This window comes from Photobacterium sp. TY1-4, from assembly GCF_025398175.1.
Classification (GTDB): domain Bacteria; phylum Pseudomonadota; class Gammaproteobacteria; order Enterobacterales; family Vibrionaceae; genus Photobacterium.
In genome coordinates, this window is record NZ_CP099734.1 from 1,328,370 (window position 1) to 1,346,719 (window position 18,350).

Here is an 18,350-nt window from a genome sequence, read left to right on the forward strand (position 1 = left end):
ATATGTGTCATTATTTTTCATGCGCCGCTCTTGCATCATGAACGTCAGTCACCAATGAGGACAGTGTTCATGTTTGATACTTATACGTTTAGCCGCGTTTCAGCAGGCAATAGGGAAAAAGTCGAACCTATTCGTGCGTTTCTGGCCGAGCAAAATTTGGATATCGATTCGGATGTCGAATATTTCGTGGTGGCCTATTCAGAGCAGCATGTCATCGGATGCGGCGGGATTGCGAGCAACATTCTGAAATCGATCGCCATTGCGCCCGCGCTCCAAGGCAGCGGCTTCTCGCTCAAGCTGATGACGGAACTGACGAACTTTGCCTATGAGATGGGACGCTTCCACCTGTTCTTGTTTACTAAACCGGATAATATTCCGATGTTCCGCGCCACCGGATTTTTCCCCATAGCGCAGGTCGGCGAACAACTGGCATTGCTGGAAAACAGTAAGAATAAACTGTCGCGTTATTGCCAACAGCTGTCTTTATTAAAGGTGCAGGCACCCAAAGTCGGCAGCATCGTGATGAATGCCAATCCATTTACCTTGGGGCATCAATATTTAGTCGAACAGGCCGCCAGTGAATGTGATTGGTTGCATTTATTTGTGGTGCAGGAAGAAGGTAGTGAGTTTGCTTATCTAGATCGCTTTGACATGATCCAGCAGGGCACCCGGCATATTGAAAATCTGACGGTGCATCCGGGATCGAAATATATTATCTCCAAGGCAACGTTCCCCACTTATTTCATTAAGGATCAGGGCGTGGTGGATTATTGCCATACCGCCATCGATCTACAGATATTCCGCCAGCATATCGCACCGGCACTCGGGATCACCCATCGCTTTGTCGGCACTGAACCCCATTGTGTGGTGACCCGCAACTATAACCAGCAGATGCAACATTGGCTGCATTCTCCGCTGGTCGAGAGCCCAGCGATTGAATGTGTCGAAGTACCGCGACTGACGTCCGGTGAGCAGCCTATTTCGGCTTCCCGGGTTCGCGCCTTATTGGTTCGGGGCGACTTTGGTGCGCTTGAGACGCTCTTGCCCCGAACCACCCTGGAGCACCTGAGACACGCGCCGCTCGGAGCGGGCGTTCAGCCCCCGGTTGCTCAACCCTATGATTCCGTCGTGGCGTAAATTGCCGCGAGCATTCATATCCATCATCCAATAACAAGGTTTAACCGATGAATATTACCCAACCCGCCTTTGCAGGCACGCTGGAGTCCAGTGATCTGCAAGTTCGTATTGCGCCCAATCCCGATACCGGGATCCAACTGACGCTCGACAGTACCGTGGAGAAGCAGTTCGGCAAAGCCATTGAAGCCCTGATCTGCGACACGCTGGAACAGCTGGGCGTGACCTCCGCCATTCTGAACGTCGAAGACAAGGGTGCGCTGGACTGCGTAATTAAAGCGCGCGTTCAGGCTGCCGTGATGCGAGCCGCTGATTCCAATGATATCTACTGGAGCAAATTATCATGAGTAAACTTCGTCGCAGCATGCTGTTTGTGCCCGGTGCCAACGCCGCCATGCTCAGTAATACCTTCATCTACCAGCCGGATACCATCATGTTCGATCTGGAGGACTCCGTCTCCCTACGCGAGAAAGACACGGCGCGAATGCTGGTGTTTAACGCATTGCAACATCCGCTGTATCAGGACATTGAGACCGTGGTTCGGGTCAACCCGCTGGATTCAGAATTTGGCCTCAAGGACCTTCACGCTGTGGTTCGCGGCGGTGTTGATGTGGTGCGGCTTCCGAAAACCGACAGTGCTGAAGATGTGCTGGAAATGGAGCGCCATATCAAAGATATCGAGCGTCTGTGTGGCCGTGAAGTGGGCAGCACCAAGATGATGGCAGCGATTGAGAGTGCCCGGGGGGTGATCAATGCGGTGGAGATTGCCCACAGTTCGCCGCGGCTGATCGGCATCGCGCTGGGGGCGGAAGATTATGTCCGCGATCTGCGTACCCAGCGTTCGCCGGAAGGCATCGAGTTGCTGTTTGCCCGTTGTTCTATCTTGCAGGCCGCGCGCTCTGCCGGGCTGATGGCGTTTGATACCGTCTATTCCGATGTCAACAACGAGGAAGGCTTCCTCAATGAAGCCGAGCATATCAAGCAATTGGGCTTTGACGGCAAATCTCTGATCAACCCGCGTCAGATTGAACTGCTGCACAACGTTTTCGCGCCGACCCAGGCCGAAGTGGATCACGCCAAAGCGGTGATCGAAGCGGCGGAAGAAGCCGAGAAAAAAGGGCTGGGCGTGGTCTCCCTGAACGGCAAAATGGTCGACAGCCCCATCATCGAGCGAGCCCGTTGGACGCTGCAAAAAGCACAATCCGGTATTAAACAGTAAGGCATTCCCATGACGATGAAGACATTCCCTGGCCTGTTGCCAACCCATGAACTTGAAGCCCGCAATCTGGTTGCGTTTACCGATGCCAATACCATCACCCCGCATCTGGCGGATGAAACCGGCAAGTGCTCGCGCAAGCTCAAAGCGACCCTGAAAGAAGCTATTTTTGATATGGGACTGGAAGACGGGATGACCATCTCGTTTCACCACGCGTTCCGTGGCGGTGATAAAACCGTGAATCTGGTGATGGCGGTGATTGCCGAGATGGGCTTTCAAAACCTGACGCTGGCGTCAAGCTCGCTGACCGGGGTGCATGCCCCGCTGGTGGAGCACATCAAAAACGGCGTGGTGACCAAAATCTATACCTCTGGTATTCGCGGTGAATTGGCTGAAGCGATCTCCGGTGGTCTGCTGGCCGAGCCGGTTCACATTCATTCCCACGGCGGTCGGGTGCATCTGGTCCAAAGCGGTGAGCTGCAAGTGGATATCGCTTTCCTCGGTGTGCCTTGCTGTGACGAGTACGGCAATGCCAACGGCTTCCACGGGAAATCCCGTTGCGGCTCTCTGGGTTATGCCAAAGTCGATGCCGAGCATGCCCGTAAAGTGGTAATGCTGACAGAATCTCTGGTGGGTTATCCGAACCATCCGGCCTCGATTACCCAGGATCGCGTTGATGCTGTGGTTCAGGTCGAGGAAGTGGGCGATCCGTCGAAAATCGGGGGCGATGCGACCCGTCTGACCAAGAACCCGCGTGAGTTGCTGATTGCCAAGCAGGCGGCGGAAGTCATCGCCCATTCCGGTTATTTCAAAGACGGCTTTACCCTTCAGACCGGCTCCGGCGGGGCATCTCTGGCCGTGACCCGATTCCTGGAAGACAAAATGGTCCGCGAAGGCATTACGGCGGAATTTGGCCTGGGCGGGATCACGTCGACCATGGTCGAGATGCACGAGAAGGGGCTGATCAAGCACCTGCTGGATGTGCAGTGCTTTGATGCCGGGGCGGCGGACTCACTGTCGCGCAATCCGCACCATATCGAAATTTCGGCCAATGAATATGCCAACCCGTCATCGAAAGGCGCGGTGGTGGACCGCCTGGATGTGGTGATCCTCAGTGCGCTGGAAATCGATACCGACTACAACGTCAACGTGATCACCGGATCTGACGGGGTGATCCGCGGCGCTTCCGGCGGGCACAGCGATACGGCTGCCGCGGCGAACCTGGCAATCATTGTTGCGCCGCTGGTTCGCGGTCGGATCCCGACGGTTGTGAAGCAGGTGACCAATGTGATCACCCCGGGGCAGTCGATTGATGTGCTGGTCACAGACCATGGCATTGCCGTCAACCCGGCCCGGGAAGCGATGAAGGCCCGGTTGATTGCGGCAGGCTTGCCGGTGGTAGAGATTGCAGACTTGCAGGAGCGCGCGGAGATGCTGACCGGTGTACCAGCCCCGATTGAATTTGAAGAGCGGATTGTCGGCTATGTTCGCTACCGTGACGGCTCTGTTATTGATGTGATTAAGCAGGTGAAAGCATGACCCAAACTGTCTCTCTGTCGGAAGTCAGCCTGATGGAAGTGCTGGCCAATAAAGAAGCCCGAGTGAAGAGACAGCAGGAGTGGCTGAAAAGCCACTCTTTGCCCCTGATCTCTTTCAGCGTCAATATGCCGGGTCCGGTCAAGATGAGTGAAGCGGCAATGCACATTTTCAACCAGGGTGTCGATGCGGTCATCGACGCCTGTGACAGCCATGGTTGGACGATTGTGACCCGCCAGTTGCTCCAGGAAAAAACTGGACCGGAAGGGGTGTTTGTGGTCGATGCGCCGTCAGCCTCGTTGCTCAAACTGGCGATGATGCAGGTCGAAAACGGGCACCCGCTAGGTCGATTGATGGATCTGGATGTGCTGGGGGCAGACGGCAAAATCATTTCGCGTCAGGGTAGCCGAATGGCCCGGCGTCAATGCTTGCTCTGCGAAGAAGATGCGTTCGTTTGTGCGCGCTCCCGGCGACACGACTTACAGGGCTTGCTCGGCAAAATTAATGAGATGACAAACTATGGCTAATACTGCAGTGAGTCTGCTGGTTGATCCCGCGGGGTTTCGGGTCGAGACCCCGCAAGGCAAGCTGCCGCTGATCAACCTGTTCAAACTGGTGGGTGATCTGGGTTTTCACGCCATGATGCTGGAAGTCCATCTGACGCCTAAGCCCGGTTTGGTCGATCTTTACTCCTGCGGGGCGCACACCGATATGGATATCCAGGCATTTATCGCCAGCGCTGAGGCAATCCATCCCTATCTGGATAAATTCGCCTACGCCGGTTGGCAGTGCGCCGGCCAGCCGGCCCACACGCTGCTGGCCGCGCTGCGCCCGATCGGGCTTGAAGCGGAGCAGGCGATGTTCCGTGCCACCCGGGGCGTGAATACCCACAAAGGGATGATTTTCAGTTTGGGCCTGGTGTGTGGTGCCGTCGGCTGGTTGCGCGGCAAGCAGATTGCTTTTGATGCGATGCATATCAGCCAGACCATCAAGCAGTGCTGTGCGCATCTGGTTCGGGACGAACTGCGCGGCAATACGGGGCGGCAACCGGCGACGTCAGGTGAGCAGATCTTTCAGCAATATGGGTTGAGCGGCGCCCGGGGAGAAGCAGCGTCCGGGCTGGCAACCGTCATGACCCACGCGCTGCCGTGCTACGAAGCCTCGATTGCCGAGGGATTTTCAACCGAGCAGGCGTTGTGGCAAACCTTGCTGGTTCTGATGGCTGAAAATCCCGATACCAATGTTGTTTCGCGCGGTGGTCTGGCTGGTTTGCAGTTTGTACAGGCACAGGCACAAGCGTTGCTGGCCCAAGGCGGCGGCATGTATCCGGGCATCGAAGACGCGCTGATCGCAATGGACCAGCGTTTCATTGAACGCAATTTAAGCCCGGGCGGCAGTGCCGATTTACTGGCGGTGACCTGGTTGCTGGCGCAGCTGAACGAGTTCAACCGAAAACAAGCTTGATCAACACTTTCTCCCTTGCTTCCTTCTTCTTATCCCCCGATAAGTGTGTGCGATGTTTCGCCCTGGCTCTGGATGTCCAATGTCATATTGGTTTCCTGCACCAGGGCGCTTTTTGCCCTTGTTGGCTGTTCTTTTTCGTATTTTTAATTGCGATAAAAAATTCCTTATTAGTATTCAAGCGGGCAGCGAATGGGGCTCTGGAATTAAATCAATAAAGTTTATAAACAAAATTTAAATAGCTCCTCAGGTTTTCCCGGCTTCGGTATTCTGCTGTCTATGATTTGATCTGACGCATTTGAACCGTATGAAACCTGATTTAACATTGAGCTTCAAATTTAAAGTTCTGTTTCCGATATTCATTGTCGCCCTGTTATTTTCCGGCGTCTCGGCATTTACCTATCACCACCTGAACCGGATGGTAAAAACGGAGCTGTACCTGACCGAACATGTTCAACCGGTACTGAACAACCTCAACGATGCTTATCGGGATATGTATCAGGTCATCACCGCCGCACAGAATCTGATGCTGGACTACAGCGATGCGGCTTATATTCAACAGCAACAAGCGGAATATCAGAGCAATGCCGAGAAAGCAGCCAGCCGACTGGCATCGACGCACCAACTGATTGACGCGCATTTTATTGCTGACGGCAATCGCGCCAAGCTCAAGCTGGTGCTGGATCAGTTTCACCAGTGGAGCGCGCTGTATGGCCAGCTGTTTGCTGCGCCGGAAAATGCATCGGATTTCTACCTGCAGCATCAGGCCGAGCTGGCGCGCCTGTTTCACCAAATCCGCACCGCGTTGATTGAAATCCGGACCGAAATCGAGTTGCAGGAGCAAACGCTCAAGGCGGAATTGCCGAGAAACGAGCAGATTGTCCAGTCTGTCACGGTGTACGGCACCTTGGGGGCCTTGCTGATCTCGTTGGGGATCGCCTGGGTGGTCTCGGGCTTGTTGCTGGCTTCGATCAAACGGTTGCAACAGGCAATGATGAATGTCGTCACAGGCGATGGCGATTTGACGCTACGGCTGGCAGTGGAGTCGAAAGATGAAGTCGGCCAGTTGGCCGATACTTTTAATGAGTTCCTGGCCAAGATCCAACAGTCGGTCAGAGCGGTGGTGCTCTCGGCAGCGGATGTACGCCAGGAAGTCGCAGCCATAGATGCAACCACCCGGACGATTCAGGCGTCGGCCAGCGTTCAGCAAACGGAAAGTGAGAAAGTTGCGGTGGCGGTCAATCAGCTGACGGTGACTAGCGAGAGCATGAGTGCGTACGCCAACCAGGCGGCCTCGGCGAGTAGCCAGGTGAATCAGGAGGTGCAGGCGGCGCGGCACAATGTCACGGAATCGGTCGAAACCATTTACCAGTTGTCGCGTGAAATTAATGATTCCTGTGCGGCGATTCAGGCGCTGGGTCGGGAGGTCAGCAATATTTCCTCGGTGCTGGATGTGATCCGCAGTATTGCCGAACAAACCAACCTGTTGGCGTTGAACGCTGCCATTGAAGCCGCGAGGGCAGGTGAGCATGGCCGAGGATTTGCGGTGGTGGCAGATGAAGTGCGGATGCTGGCCAGCAAAACCCAGGGCAGCATCGGTGAAATCGAGAGCATGATCGTCCGCTTGCAAAGTGGCGCAGAAGGGGCAGCGCAGGCAATGAACGTCAGTGCGCTGAACGGGCAGGAGAGTGTGCGTTATGCCGATAATACCACCCAATCGATCAATGAAATCAGCGGCTCGATTATCACCATGGATGAGATGAACACCCAAATTGCGTCTGCGGCGCTGCAGCAAAGTCAGGTCAGCGGCAGTGTTCACCAGAACGTGCAGAAAATTGTTGAAAAGAATGAGGATACGCTGCGTACGACCAATGATGCGCAAGCCGCTTGCCTGCGGCTGGTCCGGCTCTGTGAGAAGCTCGATAGCGTGGTGAATCAATTCAAAGTGTAGGTGAGTGTCTACTCAGCTGTGATCTATCGTCCCTGCAGTATTTGCAAACAGGCGGCGATGCAGACTCTTAATGTGAAACAATGGAAAGAAAGTCAGATGAAGTATAAAAATGTGATCGGGTTTGGCATTGCCGGTAACTTTGCCGGCCATTTAGAGCAGGCCGGGGAGGCCGCAGATTTTGAAGGGATGGCCGTGAGTGATCCTCTGGCGCCCAAAGCGTTGTTTCCCTTGTACGTCCCCGGTGAAACGGCAGGATTTTTATCGGTATATCCTTTCTCTGACAGGACAATTACCCCGCCGACAGATGCCGATAATCTGCAAATCGAACCGGAAGTGGCGCTGATTTGCGACATCACCTACCAGGATGGGCAGGTGACGGCTTTAACGCCGAAACAGTTCGGCGCATTCAATGATTGTTCTATCCGCCGTCCGAATGCCCTCAAAATCAGTGAGAAGAAAAACTGGGGCGAACACTCAAAAGGCCTGGCGGCGACCCTGTTTACGCTCGATTCTCTGGCGGCCGGCAGTACGATTGACCGTTTCCGGATTGCCAGTTTCCATCAGCGGGCGGGAAAAGTGGTGCGTTACGGCGAAGACTGCCAAGTGAAAGACTACAGTTACTTTCACGAAAAGCTGCTGCATTGGATCGTGGATCGTATGAATCATCAGCAAGATGTCGGCCCGGCGGAAGATATTTCGAAGATCCTGGCAGAGGCCGGCTATCCGATGCAGGCGGTGATCGCGATTGGCGCAACCCGTTATACCGAGTACGGGGAAACTCATTTTCTGCAACCGGGTGATGTCAGCGTAGTGGTGGTTTATGACGGCGAGCGGTACACACCTGAACAAATTTTCACCAGAGTGAGCAATGGGCAACTCGAAGTCGAGGGGATTTCGGCGCTGATTCAAACTGTCGCGTAGCTGGCTGTGTCGTCAAGCCCCGGATCTATGCTGACCGGGGCTATTTTATTTTGTGTCTTCTTTTCTGAAAAATAGGTCATATCTCTGGGGAATGGATGGGCCTTTCTGAGGGGCTTTTTCCGCATTTCTTGCCGGGATTTGGTACCCGGTCAGCAAACTGTAAATGAATAGATAATACAGCGTTCTGAATTAATATTCATTTGTTGCATATAAGTCCAAGAAATGACGAGATCTTGTTACAAAACACTGTAATTTGTCTATTGGTAATTTATAAATATTTGGTATATTTCTCATTTATGTCTGAAGTTTCTATGAAGCCGCATGCGCTTAATTTAGTATCCGCTTGATAAATTTCAGGTATGACCTTGTTGCTGTCTCTGGCAGCCAAGGCGGCTTAGGGTGAAACAGGAAGTTGCAGCGCCCGACAGTAGCCCTTTCGTCGATACCCGGTTTGGACAGTGCCTGTCCAAATCGTATGAGTCTGACTCATGGAAGTAGCTGCAAACAATGTGATTTATTTAACAGGAAGTTATATGAAAAAATTCACGATGCTCCCGTTGGCAGCACTGGTTGCCTCCAGCCTTGCAATGGCTGAAGACATCAAAGTGTTCAAATTCTCAGAAGACGGCACGCCAACGACCTTCGACCCGGTTCAATCTGGCACCACCTATGCCAATACAGTGACGACCGCTGTCTACGATACCCTTTACGAGTACAAATACCTGAAGTCTCCGTTTGAGCTGAAGCCGAACCTGGCTGTTGACATGCCTCAAGTCTCTGAAGACGGCCTGACGTACACCATCAAACTGAAGCAGGGCGTGAAGTTTATTGACGATCCGGCGTTTGAAGGTGGCAAAGGGCGTGAAGTCACAGCTGAAGACTTTGTTTACTCGATTAAACGTCACTTTGATGCTGAAAACCGTTCCCAGGGCTCCTGGCTGTGGGCCGGCAAGATTGTCGGTCTGGATGCGTGGAAAGATGAAGGCTCTGACTATGGGAAAACCATTGAAGGTCTGAAAGCCCTGGATCGCCATACGGTTCAAATCAAGCTGGTGAAGCCATTCCCGCAGCTGACCTACACCCTGGCAATGGGTTACGCCGGCGTGGTTCCGGTCGAAGCGGTTGAGAAGTACGGTCGTGAACTGTCGATCCACCCGGTTGGCTCTGGTCCGTTCAAACTGGTTTCTCACAACAGTACGAAGACCGTGCTGGAGAAAAATCCGGATTATCGTCAGGAAACCTTCGACCTGGCCGGCGCTGGCTATAACGAAAAACTGCACGGCTTTACCGGTATTGCCACGCTGGACGGCAAGCAACTGCCGATCGTGGATCGTGTTGAGCTGAACTGGGTGAAGCAAGCTTCAGCGCGCTGGAACTCATTCAGCAAAGGTTCTGAAATTGTCAACACCACGCTGCAGAACGAGCAGATGGATGAAGTGCTGGCCAGCAAACACCCAGTGAAGCTCAAGCCTGAGTACGCTGAGAAATTCAACTTCCGTGTCAATCCGGAAGCGGGTCTGGTGTACAACTTCTTCAACTTTGATGATGAGTATTTCGGTTACTCTGACGATCCGAAAACCAATGCACAGAACAAAGCACTGCGTTGTGCGATCGTGAAGTCCTTCGACTGGCCACAGCGGATCAGCCGCTTCTATCTGGGCATCGGCGAAGCGTACCCAGGCTTTATCGTCCCGGGCACCGACGGCTTCGATCCGAATATGGATGATGCCTCCATCACCCAGGATCTTGCCGGCGCGAAGCAACTGCTGAAAGAGCACGGCTGGAACAAGCAGAATCTGCCGGTGATTTACTATCCGGGAACGGCTAACACACGGAACAAGCAGTTCTTTGAACAGTTCCGCGGTAACCTGACCAAGATCGGCTATCCGAAGAACAAAGTGAAGCAGAAAACCTTCGCGACGTTCGGTGACTTCAACCGTGACGTGAAAAACAGCAAAACGCAGCTGATCCCAATGGGCTGGGGCCTGGACTACCCGGATGCCGAGAATACCCTGCAGCTGTTCTACGGTCCGAACCGTTCACCAGGTTCGAACAGCGCAAACTACAACAATCCTGAGTTCAACAAACTGTACGAGCAGGCTTCTGTGATGCAGCCAAGCCCTGAGCGGACGGCGTTGTACCAGAAAATGAACCAGATGGTTGTCGATGACTGTGTCGGCATTGGTGGTTACTCACGCACGCGCATCCGGATGTGGCACAAAAATGCCATCATGTGGCCACAGCGCGACGTCATGGGTAACTATCTGAAGTATGTTGATATCAAATCATAAGTAAAGCTGGGTCATTATGGAGATTTTAAAACACTGTTTCAGGAAGCTGATCTACAGCATCCCATTGCTTTTCGGGGTGACCCTGATCAGCTTCGTATTGATGGTTTATTTCGGTCCGGACAAGACATATGACTTGTTGGGCCGGAACCCGACTATCGAGGAGATTAACGAGATTCGGCATCAGCTGGGTTATGACCGTCCTTTCCTGATTCGTTACATTGAGTACGTCAAGGAAGTGTTGGTGTTTGACTTTGGCTATTCCGACTCTACCGGCGAGCAGGTGACGTCAATTCTGGCGAAAACCATTCCGGTATCCATCGCATTGCAGCTGCCCGGATTTATTCTGGGGAACGTGCTTGGGGTGTTACTGGCGCTGTTTGCGGCGATGCATCGCTCAAGCTGGTTGGACAAGATGATCATGTCGTCTTCGGTGGTGGGGATGAGTATCTCGTATCTGATCGTCATTATCGCGACACAGCTGATTTTTTGCTCCAGTTATGGCCTGAATCTCTTCCCAGTCTATGGCTGGGAAGTGAATTCCCTCTCGGATTATCTCTACTACATCACGGTGCCGACGATTTCATCGGTGTTCGTGGCACTGGGCTATAACACCCGGTTCTATCGGGCAGTGATTGTAGAAGAGACAACCCGGGATCATGTGCGCACGGCCAAAGCCTTTGGTCACAGCGCCAATACGATTCTGTTCAAACATGTCCTGAGAAATGCCCTGGTGCCGATCGTAACCCGCATCGTGTTTTCTATCCCGTTTGTCATTGTGGGTGGTGCACTGCTGCTGGAAAGTTACTTTGGGATCCCGGGGGTCGGACTGACGGCTTATGATGCAATCACCACCGGTGATCTGCCGGTACTGAAAGCCATTATTGTGCTGACAACCTTATTGTTTATCGTGGTTGTGAGCCTGGTTGACGTGCTGTATCGCGCCGTAGATCCGCGTATTTCATTAAAATAAAGGACGCAAGCAATGTCGGAAGCAATTATGGAGCAGGGCGCGAGCGCGGCCAAACCGGCCAAACATGAGTCTCTGTGGACGAAAGCTTTTTATAAATTTACCCGCGACAAGGTCGGGATGATCAGCCTGTCCGTGGTGATGCTGTACTTTGGGATTGCCGTACTGGCCTGGTCCGGTCTGATTGCCCAAAACTGGGATGCACTACTGGCCCCGGGTCAGAATGGGCCGACGGCGGAGTACTGGTTCGGTACCAACATCAACGGCCAGGATATTTTCCAGCGGGCGATTTACAGCACCAAAACCGCCTTTGAAGTGGGCCTGACGGTGGCGGTTGTCGCCACAATTACCGGCGCGCTGGTGGGGGCAACCACCGGGTACTTCTCCGGTACCGTGATTGACGAGCTGTTTCTGTGGCTGATGAACTGTCTGGATTGTATCCCGTACTTCCTGATGGTTGCGGCGTTTGCCGTCGCGCTGGCGGAAAACCCGTACGCCATGCACATCGCCATGATGTCCTGTTTCTGGATGGGCACGGCACGTCTGGTACGTGGTGAAGTGATCAAACTAAAAAACATGGAATTTACTGAAGCGGCCCGGTCGCTCGGGGTTCCGGTGTATCGCGTGATCTTCAAACACCTGCTGCCGAATACCTCGCATATTCTGCTGGTAGAAATGACGCTGTTGTTTATCACGGCAATCAAGAGTGAGGTGATTCTGAGCTTCCTTGGACTGGGCGTGAAAGACAGTATCAGCTGGGGACTGATGATTTCAGAAGCGAGTGGTGAGGTGACCGCCGGTCATTTCTGTAACTTCTTCGCTGCCTCCGGCATGCTGTTTGTGCTGGTCCTGGCTTTCAACATGTTCTCTGATTCGCTGCAAGATGCGCTGGACCCAAGGAAGATTTAAATATGTCTGAGCAAACCCCACTGCTGTCAGTGGATAATCTGACGGTCGAATTTAAAACGGACAAAGGTACGGTTCGTGCGATCAACGGTGTGAATTTCAAAGTCATGCCGGGCGAAACGGTCGCGATCGTGGGTGAATCCGGTTGTGGTAAGTCGGTCAGTTCGCTGTCGATCATGGGCCTGGTCCCTTCGCCGCCGGGTAAAATCGTTGATGGGAGTATTACCTTCAAGGGCCGTGAACTGATCGGCCTGAGCGAGAGGGAATACCGCAAGATCCGGGGCAACGAGATCTCGATGATCTTTCAGGAGCCGATGACGGCCCTGAACCCGGTACTGAAGATCTCCACGCAGATGATCGATGTGATCCGTCTGCACAATGATGTGAACAAAGCGGAAGCGCGGACCCGTGCGATTGAGATGCTGGACAAAGTCGGCATCCCGTCGCCGGAGAAGCGCATCAATCAGTACCCGCATGAGCTGTCCGGCGGGATGCGCCAGCGGGTGATGATCGCCATGGCGTTGTCCTGTGGTCCGGAGCTGTTGCTGGCCGATGAGCCGACCACCGCGCTGGATGTGACCATTCAGGCGCAGGTGATGGACGAAATGGTCCGGCTGCAGAAAGAGCTGGGCATGGCAGTGATCCTGGTCACCCACGATCTGGGTGTCGTGGCCGAATCCTGTCAGCGCGTGGTGGTGATGTACTGCGGCCAGATCATCGAAGAAGGTCCGGTTGAAGAGATCTTTGCCAACCCGAAACATCCGTACACTAAAGGGTTGCTGGAGTCGATCCCGGTCGTTCGTGACAAGAAGATCCCGCGTCTGCCGACCATCAAAGGCGTGGTCCCGGATCTGCTGCACCTGCCGGAGGGTTGTCGTTTTGCCGACCGCTGCGACAAGGTACAGTCGGAATGCCGTCAGGCAATTCCGCAACTGACCGGTGATGTGCATCACAGGGTGGCCTGTTTTCGTCCGAATGGAGATGGACAATGAGCGAAGTATTACTAGAAGTGAATGGTCTGAAGAAGCATTTTGCAGCCGGTAGTCGCTTCTTTGGCACCCAGACTCTGTGTAAGGCCGTCGACGATGTCAGCTTTACCATTGAGCGTGGCAAAACGTTAGGTCTGGTCGGCGAGTCCGGTTGTGGTAAGTCGACGCTGGGGCGCTGTGTTCTGCGGTTGCATGAGCCGAGTGGCGGCGAGGTGAAGCTGGAAGGTAAGGATATTGCCCATTTCAGCGCCAAAGAGATGAAAGCGATCCGTCGTGATATTCAGATCATCTTCCAGGATCCGTATGCATCGCTGAACCCGAGGATGACGATCCATGAGATCCTGCGTGAGCCGCTGGATACGCACCAGATTGGCACGCCGCAGGAGCGGGAAGATAAGATCGCTGAAGTCATGGCGATCGTGGGCCTGCGTCCTCAGGTGCTCAACCGTTATCCGCATGAGTTTTCCGGCGGTCAGCGCCAGCGGATCGGGATTGCCCGCGCGCTGGTACTGGAGCCGAAATTTATCGTCGCGGATGAGCCGGTGTCTGCGCTGGACGTTTCGGTACAGGCGCAGGTGCTCAACCTGATTGCTGAATTGCAGGAAAAGAAAGGCATTTCCTTCCTGTTTATTGCCCACGACCTGGGTGTTGTGCAGCACATCTGTGACGAAGTCGGGGTGATGTATCTGGGACGGATCGTGGAAAAAGCACCGGCGGAAGTGCTGTACCGCAATCCGAAACACCCGTACACCCAGGCCTTGCTGTCGGCGATCCCGGTGCCGGATCCAACGGTCACCAAAGAGTCGCTGAAACTGGAAGGGGATGTGCCGTCGCCGCTGTCACCACCGAGCGGTTGTACGTTCCGGACCCGTTGCCCGCATGCAACCGAGCAATGTAAGCAAACCCGTCCGGAAACGCACAATACGGGCGAAAATGGCGTTGAACACTTGGTTGCCTGCCATTTGTTTAACTGATCCGGTTTTACGGATCCAGAAACCACGTTCATCGTGAACAATCGTGAACAAAGCCAGCCGGTTTCGGCTGGCTTTTTTAATTGCTTTGATTGGACTGATGCGACCGGGCTTAGGAGGACACCGAGGCCAGCACGTCCAGATGAGTATAGACACTGCGCGCCAGCGCGGTGAGGTGATACCCGCCTTCCAGCGTCGAGACCACCCGATGATTGGCATACGTGGCGGCGGCATCCACAATCAACTCGCTGATCCAGCGAAAGTCCGCTTCATTCAGACGCAGATCGGCCAGCGGATCGTCTTTATGGGCGTCAAAGCCGGCAGAGACGAACAGCATCTGCGGCTGGTGATGTCTGAGTGCCGGCAGCCAGCGTTCGGTTACGGTTTGGCGAAACGGGTGGCTGCCGGTCCCGGCTGGTAGCGGACAGTTAATGATATTCGGCCGCTCAATATCGTAATAGCGCAGCGGATAAAACGGATGCTGAAACGTTGAGCACACCAGCACTTCCGGCCGGTCCTTGAAGCTGTCGACGGTGCCGTTGCAGTGATGGACATCGAAATCCAGGATGGCGACGCGATCGATGCCCGGTTGAGCCAGGGCATGGGCTGCGCCAACGGCAATATTGTTGAAAAAGCAAAAGCCCATCGCGGTAGCGTGTTCGGCATGGTGGCCCGGCGGACGAACGGCACAAAACGCATTGGTAACCTGACCGGTGAGAACCAGATCAACGGCCTGGGTGACCGCTCCGGCAGCCAGACGCGCGGCATGCAGGGTGTGAGGATTCAGGGCAGTATCCGGATCGGCATACACCAACCCTTGCTGCGGCTGGAGCGATTCCAGGTGGCGAATATAGCCGGCCGGGTGGATCCGTTCGAATTGCTTTGGATTGACCTCAAGGGCGGTGTGCCATTGCAGTTGGTCGGCCAGCGGCTCGCCGGCCAGATACTGGAGTATGGCACCCAGCCGCTCGGGACATTCCGGGTGATCCGGCCCCATGGTATGGCGCAGATAGTCGCCATGAGTGATTAACGCTGTGGTCATTTCAGAGATCCACGGTTGATGATTGTCTGTCAGGCAATTTTCGACGCAAGGCGTTGCTCCCGGCGCAGCCTTTTTAATCACCCTTCTTTGTACCGTGAGGGCGCTGTTTTTAACTATAGTTGAAGGGATTCAAGCAGCGAGGGTGCGTCATGGACTGTATTTTTTGTCAAATCGCCAGCAATGCGATCCCCGGCAAACGGGTGTACGAGGATGATCAGGTGGTCGCATTTCATGATAATAATCCCCAGGCTCCGACCCATATCCTGATCATTCCACGCCAGCACATCGAAACCACCAATGAGTTGGAATTGAGTCATAGTCCGCTCATCGGGCACATGGTGTTGACGGCGACTCAACTGGCCAAGGAGCTTTCTCTGGCGGAGGATGGCTACCGTTTGGTTTGGAACTGCAATCGATACGGCGGGCAGGCGGTTTATCATATTCACCTTCACTTACTCGGGGGACGGGCCATGCGCTGGCCGCCAGGATGAGATTTCAGGTACAGGTAACATCTTGGCGGTGAGGTGTTTGACATTTTTTCGGTGCCTGTCTTAACTGGTCTAATCAGTCATAAAAAAGGATAGATGCCATGGAAAGCCGAGTCGCGAGCGCAAACGCAATGCTCAAACAATTTGCCGAGCAACACGTGAAACTCATTGATTATTGTTCCCCTGAGATCCAGGCGATCAGTGACGATCACCTGGCGCTGCGTATCCCACTCAATGATCGCACCAAAAATCACCTGCAAAGTATGTATTTCGGCGCGCTGGCCATTGGTGCCGATGTCGCAGCCGGTCTGTTGGCGATGGAAATGGCGGCCCGCTCAGGATTGACGCTGTCTCTGGCCTTTAAATCAGTCCAGGGTGATTTTCTGCGCCGTCCTGAAGGGGATGTGGTCTTTACGTGTCATCAGGGGGCTGCTATCCGGGAGATGCTTCAACGCTGTGCTGAGACCGGTGAGCGGGTCAATGAGCCGGTGGAAGTGGTGGCTACCTGTCCGAGTCAGGATGGCGATGAGCCCGTCGCCCGGTTTACGCTGACCCTGTCGCTCAAAGTGGTTCCGGCAACCGCTTCAGCCTAAGCCAAAGCCTAAGCCTAAGCCTAGGCGTTTCCCCGCGAAACAGCCGGGAAGACAGGGAGACACAGGAAGAGGGGCGGTTTTTTGCCGCCCTGAGCCATGGTGTTTATTTCCGACTGTTCAACGACTCAATCGCGTGAGCATTCATTCCGCCGTGCGCATTCACCCCAAACAGTGACGCGATTAACGCGCACTCCAATCCAAACGGCAAGTAGCCGGCATAGCCCAGCAGTGGCATTTCAAACAGATAAAACCGATCCACATACGGGATGTTATAGATCCACGGCGCTTTACTGCCGAAATTCCACAGCTCCCACAGGAACCCGCATTGCAGGCCAGCCAGCGCCGGCAGTGCGAACGGGCGCCAATCACCCTTTGGGATCACGGAGAAGAGGGTCGGCTTGCCGGCCAGGGTTTCAAGACCAACGATGACTATGAGCGGTGAAATCCAGACCAGGGGGAAAAAGCTGTCCGGCCAGGCGCCCAGCGCAAACAGAGATGAAATGGCGGCCAGGAGCGCCAATCCGGCCAGTCTTTTGGGGTGAGGCAGCGGAAAATGCACGTATTGGGTGTAGGCAACTTGGCAGCGTTGGAACCCGGCCAGCCAGAAGACGGTGCTCATCACCGCCGGTAGTACCGTGGAGAAGGATAAACTGGCCGTGAGCGTACGCGTCAGCGGCGTGATCGGCGGGCCGACATAATACCAGTTGTGGACAAACAGATTGAGGTACTCAAAGAACCACCAAAACACGGCACTCACGAGAAATAACCAACCCAATCGACCGGGCTGCGCACGGAGCAGGCTCATGCCGTGTTGCTTCTCACTCAGTCCATTGATCACCAAGATATAACCGAGCCAGAGCGGGGTAAAGGTGTAGCGTTGCCAGGAGGGTCCGCCGGGGATCTCGATCCAGGCCAGAACCCAGCTCAGGATCAGCAGACAGAGTCCCAGCCAGCCCCAGCTGGGAAATGCGGTGGCGGAAATGTGGCGGCGTGAGGCCGCCGGCCCGCTCAAGCTGTTCCTTTCGGCGGGGGGACTGATGAGCCGCCACAGTAGCGGGTACGTGCAACACAGGATCAACAGGGTCAACAGGAGAAAGATGGGCCATGAAAACCCAGGCTTTTCTACATACAGGGTTGAAGGCATCAGGCTGAGGTAGGGGGAAAGCGGTTTGCCGGCGAACCACACGCCGACCAAAGGCGGGGCGATCAGTAAGCCAACGGCGATGAATACTCTCAGCAGTTTGCGGAGCAGTTCGGCTGAATTATCGGTCCGTGTCATGGTTCAGTGTCCAATAGCGCTGCATCTCCAGATAAAGAAACGAGGCAGTCCAGGTAATGAGCACTAGCCCGGTCAGCGATTCAACCCCGGTTAAAAACCGCAGGTGACCTACCGGCTCAATGTCGCCAAACCCCAGCGTGGTGTAGGTGGTGAACGAGAAATACACGCAGTCGAGCAGGCTACTATCAAAGTTTCCCGTCAGCGATCCCCAGTTTTCAGAATGATGCAGCTTGTAGTAGGCATAAGCGAAGATCCAGACTTCCGCGGAGTGTGCGACCAGGGCCCCCAGTACGCCGAACAGGATTTTAAACCCATGGAGCATCGGGATCCGTGGAATATGGAGACTCATTTGACGCAGAAAGGTGTAATGCAGGAAAACAGTTAAAGCAACAATGGCGCTATTGACCAGAAAAAGCGTTATCACGTGATCTCCTTGTAATTTTTTACATTTTATTTAGGTCCATGAACATTACATTGTGCTTTGCAAACAGTGTAGCTCACCCGTCTCTATATGATTAATTCTACAATGTTTTTTGTGAATCGAAACGTCTGATACGCGAGAGGTATGTGGTATTTGGGGAAGTTGCGCTGTTTGAATTTGTCGG

18 protein-coding genes are annotated in these 18,350 nt (G+C 54.1%); 15 read left to right on the plus strand and 3 right to left on the minus strand.

All coding sequences use genetic code 11. From position 1 onward, the window contains the following. Positions 1 to 69: 69 nt before the first annotated feature. The 13 genes from citC to NH461_RS06410 all read left to right on the plus strand — a co-directional run bounded on the left by citC (position 70) and on the right by NH461_RS06410 (position 14,346). The gene (citC, locus tag NH461_RS06350; RefSeq protein WP_261602404.1) at positions 70 to 1,137 is read left to right on the plus strand and encodes a [citrate (pro-3S)-lyase] ligase; all 1,068 of its coding nucleotides are present in this window, start codon (positions 70 to 72) and stop codon (positions 1,135 to 1,137) included. Between the two features lie 47 nt (positions 1,138 to 1,184). Then, the gene (gene citD, locus NH461_RS06355) at positions 1,185 to 1,481 is read left to right on the plus strand and encodes a citrate lyase acyl carrier protein (RefSeq protein WP_261602405.1); all 297 of its coding nucleotides are present in this window, start codon (positions 1,185 to 1,187) and stop codon (positions 1,479 to 1,481) included. Continuing rightward, positions 1,478 to 2,353 carry a citrate (pro-3S)-lyase subunit beta gene (gene citE, locus NH461_RS06360; protein ID WP_261602406.1) on the plus strand — a complete coding sequence of 292 codons (876 nt, stop codon included), beginning with the start codon at positions 1,478 to 1,480 and terminating at the stop codon, positions 2,351 to 2,353. Before citD ends, citE begins: the two co-directional genes overlap by 4 nt. A gap of 9 nt (positions 2,354 to 2,362) precedes the next feature. Next, a complete protein-coding gene (citF, locus tag NH461_RS06365) occupies positions 2,363 to 3,889 on the plus strand; it encodes a citrate lyase subunit alpha (RefSeq protein ID WP_410000096.1) in 1,527 nt (508 codons plus the stop codon). Continuing rightward, positions 3,886 to 4,413, plus strand: a complete 528-nt coding sequence (citX, locus tag NH461_RS06370) for a citrate lyase holo-[acyl-carrier protein] synthase (RefSeq protein ID WP_261602407.1) — start codon at positions 3,886 to 3,888, stop codon at positions 4,411 to 4,413. The genes citF and citX overlap by 4 nt, the downstream gene beginning before the upstream one ends. Continuing rightward, on the plus strand, positions 4,406 to 5,350 hold the full coding sequence (citG, locus tag NH461_RS06375) for a triphosphoribosyl-dephospho-CoA synthase CitG (RefSeq protein WP_261602408.1): 945 nt from the start codon (positions 4,406 to 4,408) through the stop codon (positions 5,348 to 5,350). The genes citX and citG overlap by 8 nt, the downstream gene beginning before the upstream one ends. Before the next feature lie 304 nt (positions 5,351 to 5,654). Then, positions 5,655 to 7,298 (plus strand): methyl-accepting chemotaxis protein, encoded by a 1,644-nt coding sequence (locus NH461_RS06380; protein ID WP_261602409.1) that lies wholly within the window; start codon positions 5,655 to 5,657, stop codon positions 7,296 to 7,298. Positions 7,299 to 7,394: 96 nt separating this feature from the next. Further along, a complete protein-coding gene (locus NH461_RS06385) occupies positions 7,395 to 8,219 on the plus strand; it encodes a DUF5718 family protein (protein WP_261602410.1) in 825 nt (274 codons plus the stop codon). A gap of 533 nt (positions 8,220 to 8,752) precedes the next feature. Beyond that, positions 8,753 to 10,510 (plus strand): ABC transporter substrate-binding protein, encoded by a 1,758-nt coding sequence (locus NH461_RS06390; RefSeq protein WP_261602411.1) that lies wholly within the window; start codon positions 8,753 to 8,755, stop codon positions 10,508 to 10,510. A 16-nt stretch (positions 10,511 to 10,526) separates the two neighbouring features. Beyond that, positions 10,527 to 11,480 (plus strand): ABC transporter permease, encoded by a 954-nt coding sequence (locus NH461_RS06395; protein ID WP_261602412.1) that lies wholly within the window; start codon positions 10,527 to 10,529, stop codon positions 11,478 to 11,480. A gap of 12 nt (positions 11,481 to 11,492) precedes the next feature. Next, positions 11,493 to 12,386, plus strand: coding sequence for an ABC transporter permease (locus NH461_RS06400; RefSeq protein ID WP_261602413.1), 894 nt, complete (start codon positions 11,493 to 11,495; stop codon positions 12,384 to 12,386). Between the two features lie 2 nt (positions 12,387 to 12,388). Then, positions 12,389 to 13,375 carry an ABC transporter ATP-binding protein gene (locus NH461_RS06405; protein ID WP_261602414.1) on the plus strand — a complete coding sequence of 329 codons (987 nt, stop codon included), beginning with the start codon at positions 12,389 to 12,391 and terminating at the stop codon, positions 13,373 to 13,375. Further along, positions 13,372 to 14,346: an ABC transporter ATP-binding protein gene (locus NH461_RS06410; RefSeq protein WP_261602415.1), complete on the plus strand. Its 975-nt coding sequence runs from the start codon at positions 13,372 to 13,374 to the stop codon at positions 14,344 to 14,346. Before NH461_RS06405 ends, NH461_RS06410 begins: the two co-directional genes overlap by 4 nt. A gap of 109 nt (positions 14,347 to 14,455) precedes the next feature. Here NH461_RS06410 and NH461_RS06415 read toward each other — a convergent pair whose 3' ends face one another. After that, positions 14,456 to 15,385, minus strand: a complete 930-nt coding sequence (locus NH461_RS06415; protein ID WP_261602416.1) for a histone deacetylase family protein — start codon at positions 15,383 to 15,385, stop codon at positions 14,456 to 14,458. 149 nt (positions 15,386 to 15,534) lie between these two features. Between NH461_RS06415 and NH461_RS06420 the strand changes: the two genes are divergently transcribed. Beyond that, on the plus strand, positions 15,535 to 15,876 hold the full coding sequence (locus NH461_RS06420) for a histidine triad nucleotide-binding protein (RefSeq protein ID WP_261602417.1): 342 nt from the start codon (positions 15,535 to 15,537) through the stop codon (positions 15,874 to 15,876). 98 nt (positions 15,877 to 15,974) lie between these two features. Continuing rightward, positions 15,975 to 16,466, plus strand: a complete 492-nt coding sequence (locus NH461_RS06425; RefSeq protein WP_261602418.1) for a PaaI family thioesterase — start codon at positions 15,975 to 15,977, stop codon at positions 16,464 to 16,466. A gap of 103 nt (positions 16,467 to 16,569) precedes the next feature. On the opposite strand, the gene NH461_RS06430 is transcribed toward NH461_RS06425, so the two are convergent. After that, complete coding sequence (locus tag NH461_RS06430; RefSeq protein WP_261602419.1) at positions 16,570 to 17,745, minus strand: hypothetical protein; 1,176 nt, start codon at positions 17,743 to 17,745, stop codon at positions 16,570 to 16,572. Next, complete coding sequence (locus NH461_RS06435) at positions 17,729 to 18,169, minus strand: potassium channel family protein (RefSeq protein WP_261602420.1); 441 nt, start codon at positions 18,167 to 18,169, stop codon at positions 17,729 to 17,731. Before NH461_RS06435 ends, NH461_RS06430 begins: the two co-directional genes overlap by 17 nt. Positions 18,170 to 18,350 lie beyond the last annotated feature (181 nt).

What these genes read in the sequence shown, in the direction of transcription:
- NH461_RS06400 (WP_261602413.1), top strand. Translation starts at nt 11,493, where the DNA reads ATGTCGGAAGCAATTATGGAGCAGGGCGCGAGCGCGGCCAAACCGGCC.
- citD (WP_261602405.1), top strand. Translation starts at nt 1,185, where the DNA reads ATGAATATTACCCAACCCGCCTTTGCAGGCACGCTGGAGTCCAGTGAT.
- citF (WP_410000096.1), top strand. Translation starts at nt 2,363, where the DNA reads ATGACGATGAAGACATTCCCTGGCCTGTTGCCAACCCATGAACTTGAA.
- NH461_RS06405 (WP_261602414.1), top strand. Translation starts at nt 12,389, where the DNA reads ATGTCTGAGCAAACCCCACTGCTGTCAGTGGATAATCTGACGGTCGAA.
- citC (WP_261602404.1), top strand. Translation starts at nt 70, where the DNA reads ATGTTTGATACTTATACGTTTAGCCGCGTTTCAGCAGGCAATAGGGAA.
- NH461_RS06390 (WP_261602411.1), top strand. Translation starts at nt 8,753, where the DNA reads ATGAAAAAATTCACGATGCTCCCGTTGGCAGCACTGGTTGCCTCCAGC.
- citX (WP_261602407.1), top strand. Translation starts at nt 3,886, where the DNA reads ATGACCCAAACTGTCTCTCTGTCGGAAGTCAGCCTGATGGAAGTGCTG.
- NH461_RS06385 (WP_261602410.1), top strand. Translation starts at nt 7,395, where the DNA reads ATGAAGTATAAAAATGTGATCGGGTTTGGCATTGCCGGTAACTTTGCC.
- NH461_RS06380 (WP_261602409.1), top strand. Translation starts at nt 5,655, where the DNA reads ATGAAACCTGATTTAACATTGAGCTTCAAATTTAAAGTTCTGTTTCCG.
- NH461_RS06410 (WP_261602415.1), top strand. Translation starts at nt 13,372, where the DNA reads ATGAGCGAAGTATTACTAGAAGTGAATGGTCTGAAGAAGCATTTTGCA.
- NH461_RS06420 (WP_261602417.1), top strand. Translation starts at nt 15,535, where the DNA reads ATGGACTGTATTTTTTGTCAAATCGCCAGCAATGCGATCCCCGGCAAA.
- NH461_RS06395 (WP_261602412.1), top strand. Translation starts at nt 10,527, where the DNA reads ATGGAGATTTTAAAACACTGTTTCAGGAAGCTGATCTACAGCATCCCA.
- NH461_RS06430 (WP_261602419.1), bottom strand. Translation starts at nt 17,745, where the DNA reads ATGACACGGACCGATAATTCAGCCGAACTGCTCCGCAAACTGCTGAGA.
- citG (WP_261602408.1), top strand. Translation starts at nt 4,406, where the DNA reads ATGGCTAATACTGCAGTGAGTCTGCTGGTTGATCCCGCGGGGTTTCGG.
- NH461_RS06415 (WP_261602416.1), bottom strand. Translation starts at nt 15,385, where the DNA reads ATGACCACAGCGTTAATCACTCATGGCGACTATCTGCGCCATACCATG.
- citE (WP_261602406.1), top strand. Translation starts at nt 1,478, where the DNA reads ATGAGTAAACTTCGTCGCAGCATGCTGTTTGTGCCCGGTGCCAACGCC.
- NH461_RS06425 (WP_261602418.1), top strand. Translation starts at nt 15,975, where the DNA reads ATGGAAAGCCGAGTCGCGAGCGCAAACGCAATGCTCAAACAATTTGCC.